General features: G+C 68.8%; 23 protein-coding genes. 12 read left to right on the top strand and 11 right to left on the bottom strand.

The features are described 5' to 3' along the window. Positions 1 to 26 precede the first annotated feature (26 nt). Positions 27 to 278, top strand: coding sequence for a DUF3107 domain-containing protein (locus G6N32_RS06825; protein WP_036340122.1), 252 nt, complete (start codon positions 27 to 29; stop codon positions 276 to 278). Positions 279 to 281: 3 nt separating this feature from the next. On the opposite strand, the gene G6N32_RS06830 is transcribed toward G6N32_RS06825, so the two are convergent. After that, positions 282 to 959 carry an HTH-type transcriptional activator FasR gene (locus tag G6N32_RS06830; protein ID WP_115316653.1) on the bottom strand — a complete coding sequence of 226 codons (678 nt, stop codon included), beginning with the start codon at positions 957 to 959 and terminating at the stop codon, positions 282 to 284. A gap of 161 nt (positions 960 to 1,120) precedes the next feature. Between G6N32_RS06830 and G6N32_RS06835 the strand changes: the two genes are divergently transcribed. From G6N32_RS06835 to G6N32_RS06845, 3 genes are all read left to right on the top strand, one after another. Beyond that, positions 1,121 to 2,158: a DUF3152 domain-containing protein gene (locus G6N32_RS06835; protein ID WP_115316652.1), complete on the top strand. Its 1,038-nt coding sequence runs from the start codon at positions 1,121 to 1,123 to the stop codon at positions 2,156 to 2,158. 105 nt (positions 2,159 to 2,263) lie between these two features. Next, on the top strand, positions 2,264 to 3,454 hold the full coding sequence (gene moeZ / locus G6N32_RS06840) for an adenylyltransferase/sulfurtransferase MoeZ (protein ID WP_115318772.1): 1,191 nt from the start codon (positions 2,264 to 2,266) through the stop codon (positions 3,452 to 3,454). Between the two features lie 48 nt (positions 3,455 to 3,502). Next, entirely contained in the window at positions 3,503 to 4,357 is an 855-nt protein-coding gene (locus G6N32_RS06845; RefSeq protein WP_115316651.1) for a TIGR02569 family protein, read from the top strand. Between the two features lie 124 nt (positions 4,358 to 4,481). Here G6N32_RS06845 and G6N32_RS06850 read toward each other — a convergent pair whose 3' ends face one another. Together G6N32_RS06850 and G6N32_RS06855 are read right to left on the bottom strand one after the other, a co-directional pair. Continuing rightward, positions 4,482 to 4,778, bottom strand: coding sequence for an MGMT family protein (locus G6N32_RS06850; protein ID WP_115316650.1), 297 nt, complete (start codon positions 4,776 to 4,778; stop codon positions 4,482 to 4,484). Positions 4,779 to 4,780: 2 nt separating this feature from the next. Next, entirely contained in the window at positions 4,781 to 5,566 is a 786-nt protein-coding gene (locus tag G6N32_RS06855; RefSeq protein WP_170310583.1) for an alpha/beta fold hydrolase, read from the bottom strand. A gap of 57 nt (positions 5,567 to 5,623) precedes the next feature. Between G6N32_RS06855 and G6N32_RS06860 the strand changes: the two genes are divergently transcribed. Together G6N32_RS06860 and G6N32_RS06865 are read left to right on the top strand one after the other, a co-directional pair. Beyond that, the gene (locus G6N32_RS06860; RefSeq protein ID WP_115316648.1) at positions 5,624 to 8,761 is read left to right on the top strand and encodes an ATP-dependent DNA helicase; all 3,138 of its coding nucleotides are present in this window, start codon (positions 5,624 to 5,626) and stop codon (positions 8,759 to 8,761) included. After that, the gene (locus tag G6N32_RS06865) at positions 8,758 to 11,991 is read left to right on the top strand and encodes an ATP-dependent helicase (RefSeq protein WP_115316647.1); all 3,234 of its coding nucleotides are present in this window, start codon (positions 8,758 to 8,760) and stop codon (positions 11,989 to 11,991) included. The genes G6N32_RS06860 and G6N32_RS06865 overlap by 4 nt, the downstream gene beginning before the upstream one ends. On the opposite strand, the gene G6N32_RS06870 is transcribed toward G6N32_RS06865, so the two are convergent. Then, on the bottom strand, positions 11,966 to 12,376 hold the full coding sequence (locus G6N32_RS06870) for a DoxX family protein (RefSeq protein ID WP_102807412.1): 411 nt from the start codon (positions 12,374 to 12,376) through the stop codon (positions 11,966 to 11,968). The genes G6N32_RS06865 and G6N32_RS06870 overlap by 26 nt on opposite strands. Before the next feature lie 99 nt (positions 12,377 to 12,475). Between G6N32_RS06870 and G6N32_RS06875 the strand changes: the two genes are divergently transcribed. Together G6N32_RS06875 and nudC are read left to right on the top strand one after the other, a co-directional pair. After that, the gene (locus tag G6N32_RS06875) at positions 12,476 to 13,552 is read left to right on the top strand and encodes a potassium channel family protein (RefSeq protein ID WP_115316646.1); all 1,077 of its coding nucleotides are present in this window, start codon (positions 12,476 to 12,478) and stop codon (positions 13,550 to 13,552) included. A 4-nt stretch (positions 13,553 to 13,556) separates the two neighbouring features. Then, positions 13,557 to 14,474, top strand: coding sequence for an NAD(+) diphosphatase (gene nudC, locus G6N32_RS06880; protein WP_232077539.1), 918 nt, complete (start codon positions 13,557 to 13,559; stop codon positions 14,472 to 14,474). A gap of 2 nt (positions 14,475 to 14,476) precedes the next feature. Here nudC and G6N32_RS06885 read toward each other — a convergent pair whose 3' ends face one another. Further along, entirely contained in the window at positions 14,477 to 14,728 is a 252-nt protein-coding gene (locus tag G6N32_RS06885; protein WP_115316644.1) for a mycoredoxin, read from the bottom strand. A 54-nt stretch (positions 14,729 to 14,782) separates the two neighbouring features. On the opposite strand from G6N32_RS06885, the gene G6N32_RS06890 reads away from it, so the two are divergent. Then, entirely contained in the window at positions 14,783 to 16,894 is a 2,112-nt protein-coding gene (locus G6N32_RS06890; RefSeq protein ID WP_115316643.1) for an ATP-dependent DNA helicase UvrD2, read from the top strand. Position 16,895: 1 nt separating this feature from the next. Here G6N32_RS06890 and G6N32_RS06895 read toward each other — a convergent pair whose 3' ends face one another. From G6N32_RS06895 to tpx, 3 genes are all read right to left on the bottom strand, one after another. Next, the gene (locus tag G6N32_RS06895) at positions 16,896 to 17,339 is read right to left on the bottom strand and encodes a hypothetical protein (RefSeq protein WP_115316642.1); all 444 of its coding nucleotides are present in this window, start codon (positions 17,337 to 17,339) and stop codon (positions 16,896 to 16,898) included. 90 nt (positions 17,340 to 17,429) lie between these two features. Beyond that, a complete protein-coding gene (locus tag G6N32_RS06900; RefSeq protein WP_115316641.1) occupies positions 17,430 to 17,867 on the bottom strand; it encodes a hypothetical protein in 438 nt (145 codons plus the stop codon). Positions 17,868 to 18,042: 175 nt separating this feature from the next. Then, positions 18,043 to 18,537: a thiol peroxidase gene (gene tpx, locus G6N32_RS06905; protein WP_115316640.1), complete on the bottom strand. Its 495-nt coding sequence runs from the start codon at positions 18,535 to 18,537 to the stop codon at positions 18,043 to 18,045. A gap of 206 nt (positions 18,538 to 18,743) precedes the next feature. On the opposite strand from tpx, the gene G6N32_RS06910 reads away from it, so the two are divergent. Continuing rightward, positions 18,744 to 18,941: a hypothetical protein gene (locus G6N32_RS06910; protein ID WP_147291941.1), complete on the top strand. Its 198-nt coding sequence runs from the start codon at positions 18,744 to 18,746 to the stop codon at positions 18,939 to 18,941. A gap of 136 nt (positions 18,942 to 19,077) precedes the next feature. After that, positions 19,078 to 19,347, top strand: coding sequence for a WhiB family transcriptional regulator (locus G6N32_RS06915; protein ID WP_115316638.1), 270 nt, complete (start codon positions 19,078 to 19,080; stop codon positions 19,345 to 19,347). Between the two features lie 20 nt (positions 19,348 to 19,367). On the opposite strand, the gene G6N32_RS06920 is transcribed toward G6N32_RS06915, so the two are convergent. From G6N32_RS06920 to G6N32_RS06930, 3 genes are read right to left on the bottom strand one after another with little or no spacing between them, the layout of a single operon-like run. Beyond that, positions 19,368 to 20,735, bottom strand: coding sequence for a macrolide-binding ATPase MABP-1 (locus G6N32_RS06920; protein WP_115318771.1), 1,368 nt, complete (start codon positions 20,733 to 20,735; stop codon positions 19,368 to 19,370). 1 nt (position 20,736) lies between these two features. Further along, entirely contained in the window at positions 20,737 to 21,543 is an 807-nt protein-coding gene (locus G6N32_RS06925) for a TOMM precursor leader peptide-binding protein (RefSeq protein ID WP_115318770.1), read from the bottom strand. A 59-nt stretch (positions 21,544 to 21,602) separates the two neighbouring features. Further along, a complete protein-coding gene (locus G6N32_RS06930; RefSeq protein WP_178059237.1) occupies positions 21,603 to 23,018 on the bottom strand; it encodes a zinc-dependent metalloprotease in 1,416 nt (471 codons plus the stop codon). A 133-nt stretch (positions 23,019 to 23,151) separates the two neighbouring features. Between G6N32_RS06930 and G6N32_RS06935 the strand changes: the two genes are divergently transcribed. Next, positions 23,152 to 24,174, top strand: a complete 1,023-nt coding sequence (locus G6N32_RS06935; RefSeq protein WP_115316637.1) for a YlbL family protein — start codon at positions 23,152 to 23,154, stop codon at positions 24,172 to 24,174. Positions 24,175 to 24,247: the final 73 nt, after the last annotated feature.

Here is a 24,247-nt window from a genome sequence, read left to right on the forward strand (position 1 = left end):
ACGCAGACGAGAGAGAAGGGGCCAGCGTGGAGGTCAAGATCGGTGTCACGGACAGTCCGCGTGAGCTCGTGTTCGCCAGCTCCCAGACGCCCGCTGAGGTCGAAGAGCTGGTGACCTCGGCGTTCGCCAAGGACGGCCCGGATGTTCTGAGCCTGAGCGACGACAAGGGCCGCCGCTTCCTGGTGCAGACCGCCAAGATCAGCTATGTCGAGATCGGTGTCGCCGACGTACGGCGGGTCGGATTCGGGATCGGTGCCGGCGGTGCAGCCGGCGCGTAGCCGCTAGGAACGCGTCAGCGGGACGTGTGACAGTCCGCCCCAGGCGAACTGCACCGTCCCGTCGACCGCGGTCTCCTTGGAGACCGGGCGGTCGGCATCCAGCCAGTACCGGGCGCAGTCGACGCTGATCGCCACCAGGCCCACCGCGATCATCCGGGCGCGATGCGGATCCAGCCCGGAGTCGCGGCTGATCAAGTCGAACACCGCGTCGGTGCAGGCTTCGGTGGCCACCTTGACCTGCGAGGCGACCTGCGGCTCGGTGACGTAGTCGTTCTCGAAGATCAGCCGGTAGCCCTGGCCGTCGTGCTCGATGAAATCGAAGAAGGCCTGTACCGCGGCGCGCAGTCGCTGGCGGTTGTCGGTGGTGGTCCGCAGGGCCTGCCGGACCCCGGACACCAGGTTCTCGACGTGCCGGTTCAGGACGGCCAGATAGAGCTCGAGTTTGCTCGAAAAATGTTGGTACAGAACGGGTTTGCTGACACCTGCGCGGTCGGCGATCTCGTCCATTCCGGCGGCGTGGTAGCCGCGGTCGACGAAGACCTCGCTGGCGGCGATCAGTAGCTGGCCACGCCGCTCGTCGCGCGGCAGGCGGCTTCCGCGCCGCGGGGCGCTGGCGGCGGGACGGTCGCCACTGGCTGTTCGAGCGGACTTCCGCTCGGCCGTGTCGGCGAGTTCGCTCATCGAGTCCTCAATCTGGTTCTGTGGCCGGTCGCCATGCCCCCGCGCTGCCGGCCCGTCGGGTCGACATTACTACCCGGCTGGGGTTACTCGCCCGTAGCTGCGTCCGGCGGGCACGGGCGCGCCGGAACTCCCGTGTTCGGCTGTTGTGCCATCCTGGGTCGGTGACCTACGACCCGGGGCACCGCGGCGGCGGTCGTGTGCCGGTGCTGCGCGACGAGTGGCGGGAGCCGCTGCGCGCGTTGCGCGACCCGTTGGCGGGGGAATCGGGCCGGGCCAGATCCAACCGGGATCAGCACCGCCAATGGCGTAAGCAGAGCTGGTTGGGCCGGTTCATCTCCGCCTACGGCTGGCGCGCGTATGCACTGCCGGTTCTGGTGGTGGTCACCGGAGTCGTGCTCTATCAAACGATCACCGGCACCGCGGCGCCCGCGGTGCACACCACCGCCCAGGGGCCGGTGCAAGGCCCGCCGACGATCGGGTCGAGCGGAACGGCGATCATCGGCGCGCCACCGCGCGGGCTCACCGAGTTCGACGCCAACCTGCCGACCGGGATCCTGCCGGAGGGTGGGGCATTCACCGAGGCCGGTGCCAAGACCTGGCACATTGTCCCGGGCACAACGCCGAAGGTCGGTGACGGAACCGCCAAGACATTCACCTACACCGTGGAGGTCGAAGACGGCGTCGACACCGCGTCGTTCGGCGGTGACGAAGGATTCGCCCGGATGGTCACCGAGACCCTCGGCAATCCCAAGAGCTGGATTCACAATCCGCAGTTCGCTTTTCAGCGCGTCGACGCCCCCGACGTCAAGCCCGACTTCCGGGTGTCGCTGACGTCGCCGATGACGGTGCGGGAAGGCTGCGGCTACGAAATCCCGCTGGAGTCGTCCTGCTACAACCCGGCTTACGGGCCTGACGCGCAGCCCCGGGTCTTCATCAACGAGTCGCGGTGGGTGCGCGGCGCGGTGCCGTTCCAGGGCGACATCGGCTCCTACCGGCAATACCTGATCAACCATGAGGTCGGCCACGCGATCGGCTACCAACACCACGAGCCCTGCTCCGACAGTGGGGGCCTGGCGCCGGTGATGATGCAGCAGACCTTCTCGACCTCCGACGACGACGCGTCGCGCTTCGACCCGGAGTACGTCAAGGCCGACGGCAAGACCTGCCGGTTCAACCCCTGGCCGTATCCGATCGCATAGTCGGGAAGCCTCCACCGCTGTTTGCCGTTGCTCTGGCCAGCTGTTGAGATGGATGGTGAACGTCGGTCGGGCGTAAGCCAAACCGAGCCGATCCTAGGAGTGCCGGTGTCCTCGTTGCCGCCGCTGGTCGAGCCAGCCGCCGAGCTCACTCGCGACGAGGTCGCGCGGTACAGCCGACACCTGATCATCCCCGATCTCGGTGTCGACGGTCAGAAGCGCTTGAAGAACGCCAAGGTGCTGGTGATCGGCGCGGGCGGGCTGGGATCGCCGACGCTGCTATATCTGGCGGCCGCCGGTGTCGGCACGATCGGCATCGTCGAGTTCGACGTGGTCGATGAGTCCAACTTGCAGCGCCAGATCATCCACGGCCAGTCCGATATCGGCCGCTCCAAAGCCGAGAGCGCGCGCGAGTCCATCCTCGAGGTCAACCCGCTGGTGACCGTCCGCCTGCACGAACAGCGGCTGGCCCCCGACAACGCGGTGCAGCTGTTCGAGCAGTACGACCTGATCCTCGACGGCACCGACAACTTCGCCACCCGCTATCTGGTGAACGACGCCTCGGTGCTGGCGCACAAGCCGTACGTGTGGGGTTCGATCTACCGCTTCGAGGGCCAGGTCTCGGTGTTCTGGGAGGACGCCCCGTCCGACGAGGCCGGCAACGAGCGCGGCCTGAACTACCGCGACCTCTATCCCGAGCCGCCACCGCCGGGCCTGGTGCCGTCGTGCGCCGAGGGCGGCGTCCTGGGCATCCTGTGCGCGTCGATCGCCTCGATCATGGGCACCGAGGCCATCAAGCTCATCACCGGCATCGGGGAGACCCTGCTGGGCCGGCTGATGATGTACGACGCGCTGGCCATGACGTATCGCACGATCGCCATCCGCAAGGATCCGGAGACTCCGAAGATCACCGAACTGATCGACTACGAATCGTTCTGCGGCGTGGTGTCCGACGCCGCGGTCGATGCCGCGCAGGGTTCCGCCGTCACCCCCCTCGAACTCCGTGAGTTGCTCGATTCCGGAAAGAACCTGGCGTTGATCGACGTCCGCGAGCCGGTCGAGTGGGAGATCAATCACATCACCGGCGCCGAGCTCATCCCGAAGTCGGCGATCGAGTCCGGCGAGGGCCTGTCGAGGTTGCCACACGACCGCACACCGGTGCTGTACTGCAAGACCGGGGTTCGCTCCGCAGAGGTGCTGGCGGTGGTGAAGAAAGCCGGTTTCGCCGATGCGATGCACCTGCAGGGCGGCATCGTGGCATGGGCGAAGCAAATCGATCCCGACATGGTGCTCTACTGACGACTACTTTGCGTTGCGACAATTTAGGCTGTCGGGGTGGCTGACGGGGTGAGTGACGAGCGCCCGCCTGAGCATGTACTGGCCGCGTTCGGTCTCAAGGGCCACGATCCCGAACCGCTGGGCGCGGGCTGGGAAGGCGGCTTCAAGTGCGGCGAGGTGGTGTTGTCGGTGATCGCCGACCATGCCAGGGCCGCCTGGTCGGCGAAAGCACGCGAGACGCTGTTCGTCGACGGGGTCCGGCTGGCGCGGCCGGTGCGGTCGACCGACGGACGCTACGTGGTCTCGGGTTGGCGGGCGGACACATTCGTCGCCGGTAGCCCCGAGCCCCGCCACGACGAGGTCGTCTCGGCCGGGGTGCGGCTGCACGAGGCCACCGCCAAACTCGAACGGCCGAGATTCCTGACCCAGGCGCCGGTGGCTCCGTGGAGTGACGTCGACGTGTTCATCGCAGCCGACCGGGCTGCGTGGGAGGAACGCCCGCTGCATTCGCTGCCGCCCGGCGCGCTGGTGGCGCCCGGGTCCGCGGACGGCGAGCGGTCGGTGGAGTTGATCAATCAGCTGGCCGTGTTGCGTAAGCCCACCAAGAGTCCCAACCAATTGGTGCACGGTGACCTGTACGGCACCGTGTTGTTCGCCGGAACGGCGGCACCGGGCATCACCGACATCACCCCGTACTGGCGGCCGGCGTCGTGGGCGGCCGGAGTGGTCGTGGTCGACGCACTGGCCTGGGGTGAGGCCGACGACGGTCTGATCGAGCGGTGGGACGCGTTGCCGGAGTGGCCGCAGATGTTGTTGCGCGCGTTGATGTTCCGGCTCGCCGTGCATGCACTGCATCCACGCTCGACGGCGGCCGCGTTCCCCGGGTTGGCCCGTACGGCCGCGTTGATCCGGTTGGTGCTCTAAGTGAGTCTGACGTCTCTATCAGCGCCGGCCGGTCCGCGCAGACATAGCTCTGTTCCGCAACGTGATATCACCGGTGATATCGAACTCCGGACGAGCCAGGTGTAACCCCAGAGGGTCTGGTGCTCTAGAACTCGTGGCGGGCGTGGGCCAGATTCACCCGGCCGTCGTCGGCCAGCACACCCTCGGCCCGCAGCAGCTCGAGTTGGCGGGTCACCAAATGTGCGGCCGGGCGACCGGACGCGGTGATCACCCGATGCCACGGCAGGTCCGAGGAGTCGGTACGCATGATCCAGCCGACGATGCGCGGGCTGGAAAGCTGTGCCGCCGAGGCGATGTCACCGTAGGTGGCGACCCGGCCGGCCGGGATGGACGCGACCAGCTCACGCACCCGCTCGACGTGAGCATCGGTGATCGGGGCCATCGCTACGGCTCCAGCAGATCCCGGATGACCTTCGCGGTCTCCTCAGGTTTGGCGTGCGGCACCATGTGCTGGCAATCGAAGTCGACGAGGGTGAAATCGTCGCCGAGCCGGTCGGACAGTGCGTCGAGCAATTCGGCGCTGACGTAGGGCGGATCCGTCCACTGCGCGCGGACCAGCGTCGTCGGAGTCCCGGTGCGCGGCAGCGCGATATCGCGGGCGAGCTCACTCCAATACGACATCATCGCGGGCACACAGATTCGCCAGCCGACGCGGCCATTCGGCAGTGCGACGAGGTGCTCGTCGAGGTCCTCGTCGAGTTCGGCCGGGTCCACGTCGGCCCATGAGCCGCTGAACTTCTCGGTGCGGGCCTCGTCGCGGTCGGGGTAGTCCGGGGACGACAACATCGAGTCGGCGATCTCGCGCATCCACTGGCCGTCCAGGCCGATCGCGGGATCCAGCAGCACCAACCCGGACACCAGGTCCGGGTATGCCGCCGCGAGATTCAACGCGATCGCACCGCCGAAGGAGTGGCCGACCACCAGCACCGGGCCGTCGGCGTCGTTGTGCACCAGGTTCGCCAGCGCCGCGACATTGGCGTCGATGGTCCACGGGGCCGACCACGACGACCGGCCATGCCCGATCAGATCGGGTGCGGCCATGGCGTATTCCGGAAGGTGGTTCTCCGAGAGCGCTCGCCAGCGCCGGCCGTGGCCGGTCAGACCGTGGATGGCCAGGATCCGGATCGGGCCGGGCGGTCCGAAGCGGTGCACGTGAAGATCGTGGGTCACGCACCTCATGCTGCCACTTGGCAAAACTTGTCGGTGGTGCGTGGTGACATTCTCCGCATGACCACCGCACTGCTGGCCCGGGCGACCGAACCTGCCGATGTGCTGCGCCCGGATTTGCGTGGCACGGTTCGTATCGTCGGCGGTCCGGGCACCGGTAAGACCAGCCTGCTGGTGGCAGCGGCCGCGGCACACATCACGGCCGGCACCGAGCCGGAATCTGTTCTGCTGCTGACGGGTTCGGGCCGATTGGCGGCCGCTACCCGCAGCGCGCTGACCGCCCGCCTGCTCGCGGCCCGGTCCGCCGAGCCGTGCCGCGCGGTGGTGCGGGAGCCACTGGTCCGGTCGGTGCACAGTTACGCCTTCGCGGTCCTGCGGCAGGCCGCTGCCCGCGCCGGTGACCCGCCTCCGCGGCTGGTCACCGGGGCTGAGCAGGACGGCATCATCCGCGAATTGCTGGCCGGTGATCTCGAGGATGGCGACGTGTCGGCGTCGCGGTGGCCGCAGGTCCTTCGCCCCGCGCTGACCACCGGCGGATTTGCCAACGAGCTTCGGGATCTGTTGGCCCGCTGCGCCGAGCGCGGTGTGGATCCGCAGCACTTGCAGCGACTCGGCCGATTGTCCGGGCGGCCAGAGTGGGCGGCGGCGGGTCGCTTCGCCCAGCAGTACGAACAGGTGATGCTGCTGCGTGCGGCTGTGGGCACAGCCGCACCGCAGGCCACGGTGCCTGCGCTCGGCGCGGCGGAACTGGTCGGGGCGGCCTTGGAGGCGTTGGCATCCGATCCGGAACTCCTGGCGGCCGAGCGGTCCCGAATTCGCTTGCTGCTCATCGACGATGCCCAGCACCTCGACCCGCAGGCCGCGCGGCTGGTTCGGGTGTTGGCGGCAGGCGCGGAGCTGACTCTGCTTGCCGGGGACCCGAATCAGGCGGTCTTCGGCTTCAGAGGTGCCGATCCGGCCGTGCTGACGGCGGCCGACACCCCGGTGGTCGAACTCGGCCGTTCGCACCGGTGCTCGCCCGCGGTGGCCCGCGCGATCAGCGGGATCGCCGCCGGGCTGCCGGGCAACAGTGCGTGGCGCGTGCTGGACGGCAACGCCAGCCAGGCCGGTGACGACGGATCGGTGAGCGTGCGCATCGCCGGTTCGGCGCACGCCGAGGCGGCACTGATCGCCGATACGCTCCGCCACGCGCATCTGGTCGACGGGGTGCCGTGGTCGCAGCTCGCCGTCATCGTCCGGTCGCCGTCGGCGGCCGCGGCGCTGCCGCGTGCGCTGGCCGGTGCCGGTGTTCCGGTCGATGCGGCGCAGCTGGCCGGACCCGTCGCCGAACAGCCTGCGGCACAAGCACTGCTGGGTGTGCTGGCGGCGACCGCGGACGGTCTGACCGGCGAGCAGGCGGTGGCACTGCTGACCGGCCCGATCGGCCGGGTGGACCCGGTGACTCTGCGCCAGTTGCGCCGGGCGCTGCGCCGCGGCGGCGACGGCGACTTCGGCGAGCAACTGGTCGCGGCACTCACCAGCGGCCCGGTAGATCTGCCGGCAACGCTGGCCCGCCCGGTGAACCGGGTGCGTGCGGTGCTGGCGGCGGCGGCCCGCGGACATCGCGGTCACCGCGACCCGCGCTACACCCTGTGGCAGGCGTGGGAGCGCAGCGGGTTGCAGCGCCGCTGGCTGTCAGCGGCCGAGCGCGGCGGAACCGACGGTGCGCTTGCCGAGCGCAACCTGCATGCGATCACCGCATTGTTCGACATCGCCGACGACTACGTCACCCGCACCACCGGGGCGTCGCTGCGTGGGCTCGTGGATCATGTTGCGGGCCTGCAGCTTCCGCCGGTCAGCGTCGACGGGCGTACGGGTTCGGAGACGGTCGCGGTGTTGAGTCCGCATGCGGCGCTGGATCGTGACTGGGACCTCGTGGTGATCGCCGGAGTGCAGGACGGCCTGTGGCCCAACACCACACCCCGCGGAGGCGTACTGGGCACGCAGCGGCTCCTGGATGTCCTCGACGGCCTCGGAGACGACGTGTCGGCGCGGGCCCCACTGCTGGCCGAGGAGCGCAGGCTGCTCATCGCCGCGATGGGCCGCGCCCGGCGGGGGCTGCTGATCACCGCCGTCGACAGTGATGCCGGTGACGATGCGGCGCTACCCTCGCCGTTCGTCGCCGAGCTTGAAGCCTACGTATCCGCCGATGACGTTCGGCCCGCCCAACCGGTCGTCGCCCCGCCGGTGCTGGCGCCGGCAGCCGTCGTCGGCCGGCTGCGGGCGGTGGTGTGCGCGCCCGCGGGCACGGTCACCGACGGTGAACGTGCCACCGCCGCACAGCAATTGGCACGGCTGGCCGCAGACGGTGTCGCCGGTGCGGACCCGGCGCAGTGGTACGGCATGACGCCGGTCAGCACTGTGGAACCGCTGTGGAGCGGTGATCAGCACACCGTCGCCCTGAGCCCCTCGATCGTGCAGACGCTGACCGACTGCCCGCTGCGCTGGCTGGCCGAACGGCACGGCGGCGTCGAACGCCGTGACCTGCGTTCGACCTTGGGGTCGGTGGTGCACGCCTTGATCGCCGACTCGGCGACCAGCGCGGAGCAGCTCGTGGTGGAGCTGGAAAAGCTCTGGAAAACAATCCCCTTCGACTCGACGTGGTACGCCGACAACGAGCTGGATCGGCACCGGGCCATGCTCGAGGCATTCGTGGCGTGGCGTTCGGCGACCCGCCACGAGCTGACCGAGATCGGCACCGAGGTCGCCGTCGACGGTGTGATCGCCGAGCCCGGCGAAGGTCAACCGGGGGTGCGGGTGCGCGGGCGGGTGGACCGGCTCGAGCGCGATGCGGAGGGCCGGCTGGTGATCGTCGACGTCAAGACCGGGAAGAGCCCGGTCACGAAGGACGACGCGCAGCGGCACGCCCAACTCGGGCTGTACCAGCTGGCCATCGCCGAGGGTGCGCTGGCCGACGGCGACTCTCCCGGCGGCGGCAGGCTGGTCTACGTCGCCAAACCGAGTGCATCGGGGGCCACCGAACGCGAACAGTCCGCGCTCACCGCAGACAGCACAGCGCAGTGGCGCCAGACCGTACGACAGGCCGCGGCCGCCACGGCCGGACCGCAGTTCGTCGCCCGGGTCAACGACGGCTGCGCACACTGTCCGATGCGCCCGTCCTGCCCCGCGCACACCGCACCTCGAACGGAGCAGCAATGACCTACAGCCCCGTCGAACTCGCTCAGGCCCTTGGTCTTCCGACGCCGACCGACGAACAGGCCGCAGTCATCGCGGCGCCGCCGGGTCCGCTCGTCGTCATCGCCGGTGCCGGTGCGGGCAAGACCGAGACCATGGCCGCGCGGGTGGTGTGGCTGGTGGCCAACGGATTCGCCGACCCCGGTCAGGTGCTCGGCCTGACCTTCACCCGCAAGGCGGCCGGGCAGCTGCTGCGCCGGGTGCGGTCCCGGCTGGCCCGCCTGGCGGGTCACCTCGGTGGCGCCGCGTCACAGGGAGCGCCGACGGTGAGCACCTACCATGCCTTCGCCGGTGCGCTGCTGCGCGAGTACGGGCCCCTGCTTCCGGTGGAACCCGACGCCCGGCTGCTGAGCGAAACCGAGTTGTGGCAGCTGGCTTTCGAGGTGGTCAGCGGCTATCCGGGGCCGTTGGACACCGCGAAAGACCCGGCCGGTGTCACCGCGATGGTCCTCAAGCTGTCCGGTGAACTGGCCGAGCATCTGGTCGACACCGAGCAGCTGATGGACACTCACCTCGAACTCGACCGGCTGGTGCATCACCTGCCTGCCGGGCGGTACCAACGCGATCGCGGCCCGAGCCAGTTCCTGCTGAGCATGCTGGCCACCCAAACCGAACGCACCGCACTGGTGCCGCTGATCGACGCGCTGCACGCGCGGATGCGCGCCGACAAGGTGATGGACTTCGGCTCGCAGATGTCGGCTGCAGCGCGGCTGGCTTCGACCTGCCCGCAGGTGGGGGAGCAGCTTCGCGGCCGCTACCGCGTAGTGCTGCTCGACGAATACCAGGACACCGGCCATGCTCAGCGCATCGCGCTGTCGTCGCTGTTCGGGGCCGGTGCCGACGAAGGTTTGGCCTTGACCGCCGTCGGCGATCCCATCCAGTCGATCTACGGGTGGCGCGGCGCCTCGGCGACCAACCTGCCGCGGTTCACCACCGATTTCCCGCAGGCCGACGGCTCGCCGGCGCCCACACTCGAACTGCGGACCAGCTGGCGCAACCCACCGACCACGCTGCACATCGCCAACGAGATCTCCGCCGAAGCCCGCCGCCGCTCGGTCGCGGTCCAAGCACTGCGGGCCCGCCCCGGCGCCGAGGCGGGCACGGTGCGCTGCGCGCTGCTCACCGACGTGGCCAGCGAGCGAGAGTGGGTCGCCGACCACATCGCGGCGCGTTACGCCGACGCGGCGGCGGACAACAGTGAGCCGCCGACCGCCGCGGTGCTGGTACGGCGCAACGCCGACGCCGGACCGATCGCCGGGGCGCTCAGCGCCCGCGGTGTGCCCGTCGAAGTCGTCGGTCTGGCCGGGCTGCTGTCGATCCCGGAGGTCGCCGATGTGGCGGCGATGGTGCGGCTGGTCGCCGATCCGGCTGCCGGCGGGGCGGCGATGCGGGTGCTGACAGGTCCGCGCTGGCAGCTCGGCGCCGCCGACCTCGCCGCACTGTGGCGGCGCGCCATGGCCATCGACGGGTCTCGGCAGGCGGCCGTCACCGCCGAGGAGATCATCGCCTCCGCCGCCCCCGATGCCGACACCGCCAGCCTGGCCGACGCGCTGGCCGACCCGGGCCCGGCTGCGGGGTACTCGCCGGAGGGGCACCGTCGCATCACCGAGCTCGCCGGTGAATTAGCCCGACTGCGAACACTATTGGGCCACCCGGTCACCGAACTCGTCGGGGAGGTGCGGCGCGTCCTCGGTGTCGACGTTGAGGTGCGGGCCGCCAGGCCTGTCGCGGCGGGCTGGGCCGGTGCCGAGCACCTCGACCGGTTCGCCGACGTGGTCGCCGATTACGCGGCCCGGCCCGGCGCATGCATCAACGGGTTGCTGACCTACCTCGATGCGGCCGCGGTCGTGGAGAACGGTCTGGCGCCCGCTGAGGTCAGCGTGGCCACCGGGCGCGTCCAGGTGCTGACCGTGCACGCCGCCAAGGGACTCGAATGGCAGGTGGTGGCGGTCCCGCACCTGTCCGCGCGGGTGTTTCCGTCCACCGCATCCAAGCGCACCTGGCTGTCCGACCCGGCTGACCTGCCGCCGCTGCTGCGCGGTGATCGGGCCGCCGCCGGTCTGCACGGTGTGCCGGTGCTGGACACCGAACGCGTCACCGATCGAAAAGCATTGTCCGACAGCATCATGGCGCACAAGAAGCAGCTCGAGCAGCGCCGCCTCGATGAGGAACGCCGACTGCTCTACGTCGCGATCACGCGAGCCGAGGACACCCTGCTGCTGTCCGGGCACCACTGGGGTTCCACGGAGAGCACGCCGCGCGGGCCGTCGGATTTCCTGCGTGAGATCAAGGACATCATCGACGCCGCCGATGTGGCGGGCCAACCGTGCGGCGTGGTCGAACAGTGGGCCCCGGATCCCGCCGACGGCGAACGAAACCCGTTGCGCGACAGCGTCCGTGAAGCGGTCTGGCCCGCCGACCCACTGGGCCGCACCCGAGCCGACATCGAAGAGGGCGCCGCGCTGGTCCGGTCGGCGCTGGCCGGTGCGATCCCGGACAGCGTCGAGGACCCGGAGAACTGGGCCGCCGACGTCGACGCGCTGCTGGCCGAACGGGCGCGGATCGCCGCGCCGCCGCCGGTGCAGCTGCCCGGGCAGCTGTCGGTCAGCGCACTGGTGGAACTCGACCGTGATCCGGCGGCGCTGCGCAGGCTGACCCGCAGGCTGCCGTCGCGGCCGGACCCGCACGCGATCCTGGGCACCGCATTCCACGAATGGGTGCAGCGCTTCTACGGCGCCGAGCGACTCTTCGACCTCGACGACCTGCCCGGCGCCGTCGACGGCGCGGCCACCGAGACCGCGGAGCTGGCCGTTCTGCAGGACGCATTCACGAAGTCGCAATGGGCGGCGCGCACTCCGGTCGACGTGGAGGTGCCGTTCGAAATGGCGATCGGCGACACCGTGGTGCGCGGACGCATCGACGCGGTGTTCGCCGATCCCGATGGCGGAATGACGGTCGTGGACTGGAAGACCGGTGAACCGCCGGGCGACGAGGACGCCAAGAGGCACGCGGCCGTCCAGCTCGCGGTCTACCGCCTGGCGTGGGCGGCGATCAGAAACTGCCCGGAGGCGCACGTCCGGGCAGCGTTCCACTACGTGCGTGCAGGGGTCACCGTGGCGCCGGAAAACCTTTCCGGCCCAGAGGAATTGGTGGCTCTGCTTGCCGGAGTTAGTAGCGGGGAGCGTTGCGCCTGATGGCCAGCGCCTGGGTGATCATCGGAATCTGCAGCGGCAACCGGGCCAGCGCCACCAGCTTCATCGGCAATGGCTTGTCCTTCCACAGCCGGCACATGTTGACGTTGGCCGGGAACACCGCGAGGTACAAGGCGATCGCGAACAGTGCGGCAGCGCGACGAGTCCGCGGCACCAGCAGCATGGTCCCGATGCCGACCTCGGCCACCCCGGAGGCGTAGGTGTAGAACCGGGCGTCACCCGGCAGCTCCGCGGGCACGATCTCATCGAAGGGCTTGGGGGCCACGAAATGCCCGACGCCGATGCCGATCAGCATCAGCGCGGCGCGGTAGGCGGGCAGCTGGCTGGGGCTGCGTGAAGGTTCGAGTTCAGTAGTCGTCGTCGGCATAGGTACATAATGCTGGAGTGGTGGCGCTCAAGACGAGAGGGTTGGCAACCAAGGCGGCTGGGTTGCAGACGACGACGTTGCAGACGATGACGGAGTCGCGTGGCCAAGGGTAGGTTGCGGCGCAGGCTCGAGGCGATCGACGAGAACCTGGCAGCCAAGCCCGACAGCGCACTCGTCGACTACCTGCACATCCCGGAGAAGTTCGTCAGTCCGGGTCGCCGCATCGCCCGCCGGTTGATCTACGCCCTGACCGCGCTGTTCCTGGCGGTCTTCATCGTCTACCTCGACCGGGACGGCTACCGCGACGTCCGCGACGGGCCGCTGACCTTCCTGGACTGCCTGTACTACGCCACGGTGTCGCTGTCGACCACCGGCTACGGCGACATCACCCCGTACACCGAGACCGCGCGCCTGGTGAACGTCTTGGTCATCACCCCGCTTCGGGTGGCATTCCTGATCGTCTTGGTCGGTACCACCGTCGAAACCCTGACCACGGCGTCGCGGCAGGCTCTCAAGATCCAGCGTTGGAGGAACAGCGTGCGCAACCACACCGTCGTCATCGGCTACGGGACGAAGGGCAGAACGGCGGTGGCCGCGATGATCGGTGACGGTGTCGCCCCCGCCGACATCGTCGTCGTCGACACCGACCAGACGTCGCTGGACCGGGCCAACGCCGCCGGACTGGTCACCGTGCGCGGCGACGCCAACAAGTCCGACGTGCTTCGGCTGGCCGGCGCCCAGCACGCCAATTCGATCATCGTGGCCACCAACAGCGATCCGACCGCGGTGCTGGTCACGCTGACCGCGCGCGAATTGGCCCCGAAAGCCAAGATCATCGCCGCGGTGCGGGAAGCCGAGAACCAGCATCTGCTGCGCCAGTCCGGCGCCGATTCGGTGGTGGTGTCCTCGGAGACCGCAGGCCGGTTGCTCGGCATCGCCACCACCACGCCCAGCGTCGTCGAGATGATCGAGGACCTGCTGACCCCGGACGCCGGCTTCGCGATCGCCGAGCGCGAGGTCGAGCACAAGGAGGTCGGCGGCTCACCGCGCCACCTGCCCGACATCGTGCTCGGTGTGGTGCGCGACGGGAAGCTGCTGCGCGTCGACGATCCGAATGTCGACGCCCTGGAAACCACCGACCGGTTGCTCTACGTCCGCGCCACCGGAGAAGACTGACCACGTGGCTTTCCGACTGCGTAACGTTCCGCTGCTCTCCCGGGTGGGCGCCGACCGTGCCGACCATCTGCGTACCGATGTCGACGCCGCCATCGCCGGCTGGGCCGATGCCGCTCTGCTGCGCGTCGACCACCGCAACCAGGTGATGGTCGCCGACGGCCGGGTGTCACTGACGGCGGCGGCCAAGCATGCCGACACACCGCCGGCGGATGCGGTGTTTCTGGGCCGCCTCGAAGACGGCCGGCACGTGTGGGCGGTGCGCGCCGCGCTGGAGGCCCCCGAGCACGGCGAGGGTGAAGTGTCGGATCTGCGCCGTGGCGGTCAGCAGATCGACGACGTCAGCGCGCAGCTCCTGGCGTCCGCGCTGGCCCTGCTGAACTGGCACGAGCACGCCCGATACAGCGCGGTGGACGGGTCGCCGACCAAACTGGTCAAGGCGGGCTGGTCGCGGCTGAATCCGCTCACCGGCCACGAAGAGTTCCCCCGCATCGACCCGGCGATCATCGTGTTGATTCACGACGGTCATGACCGGGCGGTGCTGGCCCGCCAGACAGTGTGGCCGCAGCGGCTGTTCTCGCTGCTCGCCGGATTCGTCGAGGCGGGGGAGTCGTTCGAGAGCTGCGTGGTGCGCGAGGTCAACGAGGAGATCGGCCTGTCGGTGCGCGACGTCGAGTACCTGGGCAGTCAGCCGTGGCCGTTCCCGCGGTCACTGATGGTGGGGTTCCACGCCATCGGCGATCCCGAGCAGGAGTTCGTCTTCCACGACGGCGAGATCGCCGAGGCTGCCTGGTTCACTCGCGCCGAGGTCCGCGAGGCGCTCGAGCACGGCGACTGGAGCAGCGACTCGTCGTCGAAACTGCTGCTGCCCGGCTCGATTTCGATCGCCCGCGAGATCATCGAATCCTGGGCGGCCCAGGAATAGGACTACGACGCCAGCTTGGCCTGAACGTCTTTGAGGCTGGGGTTGGTCAGTGCTGAACCGTCGGCGAACTTCAGCGTCGGGACGGTCTGGTTGCCGTTGTTGACCGACATCACGAACTTGGCGGCGTCCGGGTCGTGCTCGATGTCGACTTCGGTGAACGCGATGCCCGCCGATTTCAGCGCGGTCTTCAGGCGCTTGCAGTAGCCGCACCACACGGTGGAGTACATGGTGAGCTGGGGATCGTTGCCACTCATGGGCTCGAACCTATCGTCAGCGCAAAACGTGCAATGTCCCCACCCCCTGCCAAGATGGAGCGCATGCCGGTGACCGTCGACCATCTGACCGGCCTCGACGACGAACAGCGCGAGGCCGTGCTGGCCGCCCGGGGGCCGTTGTGTGTGCTGGCCGGTGCCGGTACCGGTAAGACCCGCACGATCACCCACCGCATCGCGCACCTGGTCGCCAACGGTCACGTCGCCGCCGGCCAGGTACTGGCGGTGACGTTCACCTCGCGCGCCGCGGGGGAGATGCGCTCCCGATTGCGCGCCATGGACGCGCAGAACATGGGCGCCCCGGTCGGATCGGTGCAGGCGCTGACGTTCCATGCCGCCGCGCTGCGTCAGCTGCGGTACTTCTGGCCGCGGGTGGTCGGTGACACCGGCTGGCAGCTGCTGGACACCAAGTTCTCCGTCGTCGCCCAAGCCGCCAGCCGGGCCCGCTTGCAGGTCAGTACCGACGATGTCCGTGACCTGGCCGGCGAAATCGAATGGGCCAAGGCCTCATTGATCAGCCCCGAGGGATATGCCGCCGCGGTGGCCAAGATCCAGCGTGACATCCCGCTGGACGCCGCGAAGGTCGCGACCGTCTACGCCGGCTACGAGAAGCTCAAAGCCAACCGCGACGGCATCGCGCTGCTGGATTTCGACGACCTGCTGCTGCACACCGCAGGCGCGATCGAGAACGACGCCGCGGTGGCCGCTGAGTTCCGGGACCGCTACCGCTGCTTCGTCGTCGACGAGTACCAGGACGTCACGCCGCTGCAGCAGCGGGTGCTCGACGCATGGCTGGGCAATCGCGACGACCTGACCGTCGTTGGCGACGCGAACCAGACCATCTACTCGTTCACCGGTGCCTCGCCGCGCTATCTGCTCGATTTCTCCCGCCAGTTCCCCGACGCGACGGTGGTGCGCCTCGAACGCGACTACCGCTCCACGCCACAGGTGGTGTCGCTGGCCAACCGGGTGATCGCGGCGGCGCGCGGGCGGGTGGCGGGCAGCAAGCTGCACCTGATCGGTCAGCGCGAGCCCGGCCCGTCGCCGACGTTCCACGAGCATCCCGACGAGGTCGCCGAGGCCGCGTCTGTCGCGCGGTCGATCAAGCGTCTGGTCGAATCCGGAACGCCCGCAGCCGAAATCGCGGTGCTGTATCGCATCAACGCGCAATCCGAGGCGTATGAGGAGGCGCTCACCGAGGCGGGTATCCCGTTCCAGGTGCGCGGCGGTGAGGGCTTCTTCAGCCGCCAGGAGATCAGGCAGTCACTGCTGGCGCTGCAGCGCGCGGCCGAACGCTCCGTCGGCGAGGAGGGCCCGCTGCCGGAAGTGGTGCGCCACATCCTCGAACCTCTCGGCCTGACGGACGAACCGCCGGCCGGCACCAAGGCCAGGGAGCGCTGGGAGGCACTGACCGCGCTGGCCGACCTGGTCGACGACGAGGTCGCCGCCCGCCCGCAGTTGGACCTGCCTGCGCTGGTGGCCGAGCTCAGGGTGCGCGCCGACGCCCGGCATCCACCGGTGGTGCAGGGCGTGACGCTGGCCTCGCTGCACGCCGCCAAGGGTTTGGAGTGGGACGCGGTATTCCTGGTCGGACTTGCCGACGGCACGCTGCCGATCTCACATGCGCTGGCGCACGGACCCGACAGTGAGGCTGTCGAGGAGGAGCGTCGCCTGCTCTACGTCGGAATCACCCGCGCCCGAATGCATTTGGAGCTCAGCTGGGCGCTCGCCCGGACCCCCGGTGGCAGGCAGGGCCGGCGTCCGTCCCGGTTCCTCAACGGCATCGCTCCGCAGACCCAGGCGGAACCGACGCCGACCCGGCCGCGCAAGCAGAAGGGCGCGACACCGCGCTGCCGGGTCTGCAACGCGGTACTGAGTTCGGCGCCGTCAATCATGCTGCGGCGGTGCGAAACCTGCTCGGTCGACATCGACGACGAACTCCTGGGCCAGCTCAAAGACTGGCGGCTGCGGGTCGCCAAGGAGCTGAAAGTGCCCGCCTACGTTGTCTTCACCGACAACACGCTGATCGCGATCGCCGAGTCGCTGCCCGCCGATGATGCGGCGCTGGTGGCGATCCCCGGCATCGGGGCGCGCAAGCTCGAGCAGTTCGGACCCGACGTGCTCGAGCTGGTGCGCGCCCGCCAGTAGGTCAGTGGCCGGGGCCGTAGTTACCGGTCCTGGTGGTGGCGTTGGTGCCGTTCTGCGGTGCGCCGGAGGTGCCCTGGCCGGTGTAGCTGCTGACGTCACCGACGCCCTGGGATGCGGTGCCGCCCGGATAATTGTTGGCGGTGCTGCCGCCGGTGTAGCTGGACGGGCCGCCCACTCCGACGCTGGCTCCGGTGCAGTGCTGGTGGCACAGGTTGTTCGACGTCGAACCGCCGGTGTAGCTCGACGGGCCGCCGACACCGGCGCTGGGTCCGAACCCTGCGCCGGTTACAGCGCCCGATTCGCCCCCGGCATGTGCGTCGGCGGCTGCCACGGGGGTCCCGGTCACTGCGATCGCTGCGAACAGCATCAGGGAGCCGGCGGCCAGAATGTTTCGCCGGCGCCGAATCGGACTGTGGTTGAGGTCATTTCGGGCTAGGAGTTCCATGTCTCCAGGATGGCTGCGGAGTTCGCCCAGGTCACGGGACTCATAGTGAAGACATATGTATGCGCGACGGTGGCCGTCGCGCGTGTTGCGTTATCCCGGACCGTAATTGATCGTCCGCGTAGTCGTGTTGGTGCCGTTGAGGGTGTTGCCGGAGGTGCCTTGACCGGTGTAGCTGTTGACGTCGCCAACTCCCAGGCTGGCCGTATTTTGCGGGTTGTTGGCGGTGGATCCGCCGGTGTAGCTCGATGGGCCTCCGACCCCGACCGATGCGCCGGTGCAGATGGGGGTGGTGGGTTGACCGGTATAGGTCGACGGGTCGCCGCAGAAGCTGTTCGACGTCGATCCGCCGGTGTAACTCGATGTGCCTCCGACGCCGAGTGACGGTCTGCCGCCGGCGCCGGTCACTGCCCCTGATTCGCCGTCGGCGGGCGTCCAGTCGGGCGAGGCAGAGGCGATCGGCAGGCCGCTCACAGACGCCATCGCGGCGCAGACCACCACGTGAGCCAGAATAGTTCGCTTTTTGTTCATCTTCGGGCACCTTTTCGTTCGGTTTTAAGCCGCATTGATGTGCTAAGTGCCCGAGGCTACGCCGCTAAGGACTCCCTTCGTGAGATTTACGGAGCAGGTGCAAAAGCACGTAATCCGCGATACCGCATGCAGTCAGCGGTATCGCGGATTACGAGGGAAAGAGGGGGGTGCTGAATCAGCCCAGCGCAGCGACCGCCGCGTCGTAGTCGGGTTCCTGACCGATTTCGGGGACGAGCTCGGTGTAGGCCACCTTGCCGTCGGCGCCGACGACCACGACCGCGCGGCCCAGCAGGCCCGCCATCGGTCCGTCGGTGATCGTGATGCCGAAGTCCTCACCGAAGCTGCTGCGGAATGCGGATGCGGCCACAGCGTTCTCGATGCCCTCGGCGCCACAGAATCGCTTCAGCGCGAACGGCAGATCCTTGGAGATGTTGACCACCGGCGCGCCGGTAGCTGCCGCGCGTTCGTTGAAGGTCCGCACGCTGGTGGCGCACACCGGGGTGTCGACCGAAGGGAAGATGTTGAGGACCAACGCTTTTCCGTCGAACTGGCTGCTGTCCAGGTCGCCGAGGTCCGTGCCGGTCAAGGTGAAGGCAGGGGCCTGATCGCCGACGGCGGGCAGGTCTCCAACGGTGTTGATCGGGTTTCCACGCAGGGTTATCTGTGCCATGGGAATTAGTTTCTCAGCACCGGCGTTGCGGCTGCTGAGCGGGTCAGCCCGACGGCTTCGGCGGTTGCCCGGCCGGGAAGGTCAACAGGGCTAAAACCGCAGGTCAGAAAATCGCTTGTAGCGAAACGGTGTTAGGGATTAGCCTCTAAAACGAATCCTGTGCCGATCGATGGCTACAGGGCGGCGTGAGGAAGGAGGGACCGACGATGATCAGCAGCACTACGAATTATGGCGTAGCCGCAGTTGCGCGTCGTGCGTGGTCCTTCCGTGCCGTCATGGCGATGCCCGCGCATCATGCTTTCGCTGCCCACGCCGCCGGCGCGGCCGCCGCTATTTCGGCGCAGCGTAAGCGTCGCGTCAACGCCGCCCCGACGATCGCGTCCGTGGACAGGAGCTTCATCTAGGAAAGCTCCCAGACACAGCCACTGGCCACGGACCCGAAGTCAAAGGATCCGTGGCCTTTCTGGTTTTCACCCGATTCCTGGCCCGGATCCCCTGAAAGAGATACAGCCATTCGACCAGGAAGCAGGTGAGCGAGACATGTCGGCATCGACAGTCCGCCAGGAGAAGCTGCCGGTGTTGCCGTGCCACGACGGGAATCCCGACCTGTGGTTCGCCGAGAGTCCCATGGAACTGGAGCGCGCGAAGGTGCTCTGCGGGGACTGTCCGATCCGGCGGCAGTGCCTTGCCGCCGCACTGGACCGCGGTGAGCCGTGGGGAGTTTGGGGCGGCGAGATCATCGAACGCGGCAGCATCGTGGAGCGCAAGCGGCCACGGGGGCGTCCGCGCAAGGACGTGATCGCGGCCTAGCGAGGTCGGGCCCGAGCCGGCTAGTGCGCCGGCTCGGGCTCGACGAATCCTGGCACGAACTTCGCCGCCAGCTCGCGAGTCGGCACGTGGGCGTCGAGCTGACACGAGATCGCGACGGTCGACGCGATCACCCGTAGTGGAATTGCCAGTTTGGCAGGCAGATCCATTGCCCGGGCGGTCCTGATCTGCTCGGCCGAGACGTTCATGTTCGCCGCTGCCATCTTCTGCAGCCACCGGCGGGTGTAGTGAAAGACGTCGACCTCGATGGGCTCGACGTACTGACGCAGCATGTCGTCGATCTCGCGGACCGAGACCTGCTCGCCCTTCTGGATGAAGCCGACGCGTTCCATCGCGGGCAGCAGTTCGTCGTACTTCTTGTCGCGGGCCAGACAGATGATCTGACCGATCTCGACGGGCAGTCCATCCGGCAGCGGGCCGACCGCGCCGAAGTCGATGACGCCCATCCGGCCGTCCGGCAGCATCATGAAGTTTCCGGGATGCGCGTCGCCGTGGATCATGCCGAGCCGTGCCGGTGCGTCGAAGGTCAGCTCGATAAGCCTTGTGCCACACAGGTCTCGCTCGTCGGGTGTGCCATCCCTGATGATCTGCGCCATCGGGATGCCGTCGATCCACTCGGAGATCATCACCTTCGGCGAGCTGGCGACCACGTGCGGCACAACGAAATGCGGATGGCCCTGATAGGCCTTCGCGAAGGCGCGCTGGTTGTCGGCCTCGAGCCGGTAGTCCAGCTCCATCTCGGTGCGTTCGATGAGTTCGTCGACCACGCCCTCGACGTCGGCGCCCGGAGCGAGCTGCTTGAACACACTGACCAGTCGTTGCATGGTCTTCAGGTCGGCGCGCAGTGCTTCGTCGGCACCGGGGTACTGGATCTTGACCGCCACTTCGCGACCGTCCGACCACACCCCCTTGTGCACCTGGCCGATGCTGGCCGACGCGACCGGGGTGTCATCGAATGACTGGAAGCGCTCCCGCCACTTGGTGCCGAGCTGGCCGTCGAGCACGCGATGCACCTTCGCCGCGGGTAGCGGCGGAGCATCCTTCTGCAGCTTGGTCAGCGCCTCGCGGTACGGCTCGCCGAACTCCGGGGGGATGGCGGCTTCCATCACCGACAGCGCCTGGCCGACCTTCATGGCTCCGCCCTTGAGCTCACCGAGCACGGTGAACAACTGGTTGGCAGCCTTTTCCAACAGCTCGGCCTGGACCTCGTCTTTCGACTTGCCGGTCAATCGTTTGCCCAAGCCCAGCGCCGCCCTGCCGGCGAAGCCGACCGGGATGGTCGCCAGCTTGACGTTGCGGGCCGCGCGGCCTCGCTTGATGTCTGCCACCAGACCATCATCCCTGACGGCGGTCTCCTGGCAACCATGGATGTCAGCATTCACAGCGTGGATGCCGTGACCAGCGGCGAGCCGTGATCGTGTTGTTACTCACATCGACCTGCAGGGTGGTGTTCAGGGTCGTCGGGGGAGCGCCGGCCGCTTCCTGTCCGCGCACCGCGGTGATGATGCGCTGCAACTGCCCGAGCGCGACGGCGGCGGTTGCTAGAACGGTCGGACGGTCGGCTGTCCCGATCACGTCCCGTAGCTGTGCGGCCACTGCGGGCCAGGCGCCGTCCCGGTCGGTCCGGTGCAGGTCGGCACAGCCCAGGCAGCTCGTCACCCCCGGAATCACCAGCGGGCCGACCAGCCCGGCGCCGTCGCGCACCCGTACCGGCAGGTGCGGGACGCCGATGGTGTGTAGGTCGCGCACCAGCCGGGGATCGGCCACCAGGTAGTCGGTCAGTACGACCATGTCGGCGCGGGCCGTCGACAGCGCGGCGCCGGTGTGGCTGGTCTGGGCGATCCGCGCCCCGGAGCAGCGCAGCGCTTCGACGAGAAGCTCAGCCAGCGGGCCGCTGCCGTGCACCCGGATCGACAACGCGCGCGCGGCGGTGGGGCGGGCCCGGCCGCGGACGACGCCGCTGGTTTCGAGTGCATCCAACAGTTGGTCGAGGCTCTCGGCCAGCCCGTGGGTGGCGGCCAGTCGCCGCAGTTCGGTCTTGCCGAGTGGAACCTGCATGCCGCGCAGCAGACTGGCCAGCGCGGCCGGCGTCACTCCCTCAGGCGGGCGAACCAGCACGGCGCGGCGGGGATCCCAGCCGACCTGCACCGCATCGTCGGGACGCAACAGCACCGGCATCGCCGGGTCGAGCGCGTAGAGCACCTGCCGACTGTGGCACCAGGAGGGTGCAGCGCGGCTCAGCTATCCACAGGCCCGTCTTTGTCGTCCTTCTCGGACTCCGGCTTTTTGTCGTCCTCCCCGGACTCCGGCTTTTTGTCGTCCTCCCCGGACTCCGTGGCCTTCTGGAATTCCTCGATCGCGGCGTCGATGTCCAGGCCGCTGGTGTCGCCGCCGATGATCCGGTCGATGAAACCGGCCGGCTCGTCGAGGTCGGCCGAGCTGGGCAGCAGATCCGGGTGCTGCCACACGGCGTCGCGCGCGTCGATGCCGACGGCGTCGGTGAGCCGCTCCCACAGTGCGGCGGCCTCCCGCATCTTGCGGGGCCGCAGTTCCAGCCCGACCAGGGTCGCGAAGGTCTGTTCCGCCGGCCCGGCGGTGGCCCGGCGGCGTCGCAGCATCTCCGAGAGCGCCGCAGTGCCGGGAATGCGTTCGCCGAGTGCGGCGGTCACCACGGTCTGCACCCAGCCCTCGATCAGCGCCAGCAGGGTCTCGAGCCGCTCGAGCGCCGCGGTCTGCTCCGGGGTCGCCTTCGGTTCGAACATGCCCTGGCTGAGCAGCTGTTCCATGGCGGCCGGGTCGGTCAGCGCGGCCGGGTTGATGCCCTGCGCGAGCTCCTCGAGGCCGCTCATGTCGATCTTCATGCCCTTGGCGTAGGCCTCGACGGCGTTGAGCAGCTGGCTGGAGAGCCACGGCACATGGCTGAACAGCCGGTGATGAGCCGCCTCGCGGGCGGCCAGGAACGTCATGATCTCGCTGCGCGGCTGCTCGAGGCCCTCGGACAGCGTCTCGATGGCCTCCGGCATCAGGGCGGCCACGCCGGTCGGTCCCAGCGGCAGGCCGATGTCGGTCGACGTCAACACCTCGCGCGACAACTTCCCGAGCGCCTGGCCCAGCTGCGAGCCGAACGCCATGCCGCCCATCTGGGTCATCATCGCCATCAGGGGACCGGCCATGGCCTTGGCTTCCTCGGGCAGCGACTGCGCCCACACCGACGAGATCTGTTCGGCCATCGGGTCGCACAAACGCTTCCAGCGGTCCAGCGTGCCGTCGACCCACTCGTTGGGGGTCCAGGCGACGGCCTTGGTCGCCCCGGCGGGCAGCGCGGTCGCCCCGTCGAGCCAGGTGTCGGCCAGGTGCACGGCGTCGGCGACGGCGGTGCTGGTGGCGGACGGGATGGGAGCGACGAAGCCGATCGAGCTCGACGCCAGCTGGCGGGCCACGTCGTAGTTGACCGGTCCCGAACCGCCGGCCATCGGGTTGCCGGCGCCGCTGAACATCTGGCCGAGCTTGGTGAAGATCTGACCGAGGTCGGCCATGTTGAAGTCGCCGCCGGCGAAGCCGAACGGGTCACCGGGGCCGGGGTTCGGGTCCTTTTTCGGCTTGTCGCGGTCGGGGTCGTCTCCCGCGGAGAAGCCGAAGGGCTGGTCAGGCATGCCTCAACCGTACTCATGCTGGGCCGAGGGTGCGGAAGGAGGCGATCCGCTGTCAGTGAACCGGGGCGGCCGGGGGCTTCGGCTATTTCCCCGGGTCGCTTCGCTCCTGCCCGCCGCATCTAGTCTTGGCGGCGTGAACAGGCGGATTCTGACGCTGCTGACGGCGCTCGTGCCGATCGTCGTCTTCGGCGTGCTGCTGGCGGTCGTGACGGTGCCCTATGTGTCGCTGGGCCCGGGCCCGACGTTCGACACGCTCGGCGAGGTCGACGGCAAGCCGGTGGTGGCCATCGACGGCACCGAAACGCATCCCACGTCGGGTCACCTCAACATGACCACCGTCGCCCAGCGCGACGGGCTGACGCTGGGGCAGGCCCTGACCTTGTGGGTGTCGGGTCGCGAACAGCTGGTTCCGCGCGATCTGGTGTTCCCACCGGACAAGTCGCGCGAAGACGTCGAGAAGGATCAGGACGCCGACTTCAAGCGGTCCGAGGACAGCGCGGAGTACGCGGCGCTGGGGTACCTGAAATACCCCTCGGCGGTGCGGGTGGAGAAGGTCAACGATCCGGGGCCGTCGGCGGGCAAGCTGCAGGACGGCGACGCGATCGACGCCGTCGACGGTAAGCCGGTAGCGAATCTCGCGGAGTTCACCACGCTGTTGAAGGCCACCAAGCCGGGCCAGGAAATCGCCATCGACTACCGCCGCAAGAACGGTCCGCCGGGCGTCGCGCGAATCACTTTGGGAAACAACCAAGATCGCGACTACGGCTATCTCGGGGTGGCGGTGCTCGACGCGCCGTGGGCACCGTTCAAGATCGACTTCAACCTGGCCAACATCGGCGGCCCGTCGGCCGGCTTGATGTTCAGCCTCGCCGTCATCGACAAGCTGACCACCGGCGATCTGAACGGATCGAAGTTCATCGCCGGCACCGGAACGATCAGCGCGGACGGCAAGGTGGGCCCGATCGGCGGCATCACCCACAAGATGCTGGCCGCTCAGGAGGCCGGGGCGAGTGTGTTCCTGGTGCCTGCCGAAAACTGCGACGAGGCCAAGTCCATGCGCGACGACAACATGGAGTTGGTGAAGGTCGACACGTTGAGCACCGCCGTCGATTCGCTGCACACGCTGACCTCCGGCGGGCGTCCGCCCAGCTGTTAGCGCATTGCTGCAGGACCGCACCGCTGCCCGGATGCGTAGAGTTGTGGCCGTACTGCTGCCTCGGCGCGGCGCG

Origin of the sequence: Mycolicibacterium aichiense (assembly GCF_010726245.1) — a bacterium.
GTDB classification, from domain to species: domain Bacteria; phylum Actinomycetota; class Actinomycetes; order Mycobacteriales; family Mycobacteriaceae; genus Mycobacterium; species Mycobacterium aichiense.

What these genes read in the sequence shown, in the direction of transcription:
- G6N32_RS06830 (WP_115316653.1), bottom strand. Translation starts at nt 959, where the DNA reads ATGAGCGAACTCGCCGACACGGCCGAGCGGAAGTCCGCTCGAACAGCC.
- G6N32_RS06850 (WP_115316650.1), bottom strand. Translation starts at nt 4,778, where the DNA reads ATGGCCCCGATCACCGATGCTCACGTCGAGCGGGTGCGTGAGCTGGTC.
- G6N32_RS06860 (WP_115316648.1), top strand. Translation starts at nt 5,624, where the DNA reads ATGACCACCGCACTGCTGGCCCGGGCGACCGAACCTGCCGATGTGCTG.
- G6N32_RS06865 (WP_115316647.1), top strand. Translation starts at nt 8,758, where the DNA reads ATGACCTACAGCCCCGTCGAACTCGCTCAGGCCCTTGGTCTTCCGACG.
- G6N32_RS06870 (WP_102807412.1), bottom strand. Translation starts at nt 12,376, where the DNA reads ATGCCGACGACGACTACTGAACTCGAACCTTCACGCAGCCCCAGCCAG.
- G6N32_RS06885 (WP_115316644.1), bottom strand. Translation starts at nt 14,728, where the DNA reads ATGAGTGGCAACGATCCCCAGCTCACCATGTACTCCACCGTGTGGTGC.
- G6N32_RS06890 (WP_115316643.1), top strand. Translation starts at nt 14,783, where the DNA reads ATGGAGCGCATGCCGGTGACCGTCGACCATCTGACCGGCCTCGACGAC.
- G6N32_RS06895 (WP_115316642.1), bottom strand. Translation starts at nt 17,339, where the DNA reads ATGGAACTCCTAGCCCGAAATGACCTCAACCACAGTCCGATTCGGCGC.
- G6N32_RS06900 (WP_115316641.1), bottom strand. Translation starts at nt 17,867, where the DNA reads ATGAACAAAAAGCGAACTATTCTGGCTCACGTGGTGGTCTGCGCCGCG.
- tpx (WP_115316640.1), bottom strand. Translation starts at nt 18,537, where the DNA reads ATGGCACAGATAACCCTGCGTGGAAACCCGATCAACACCGTTGGAGAC.
- G6N32_RS06910 (WP_147291941.1), top strand. Translation starts at nt 18,744, where the DNA reads ATGATCAGCAGCACTACGAATTATGGCGTAGCCGCAGTTGCGCGTCGT.
- G6N32_RS06915 (WP_115316638.1), top strand. Translation starts at nt 19,078, where the DNA reads ATGTCGGCATCGACAGTCCGCCAGGAGAAGCTGCCGGTGTTGCCGTGC.
- G6N32_RS06925 (WP_115318770.1), bottom strand. Translation starts at nt 21,543, where the DNA reads ATGCCGGTGCTGTTGCGTCCCGACGATGCGGTGCAGGTCGGCTGGGAT.
- G6N32_RS06930 (WP_178059237.1), bottom strand. Translation starts at nt 23,018, where the DNA reads ATGCCTGACCAGCCCTTCGGCTTCTCCGCGGGAGACGACCCCGACCGC.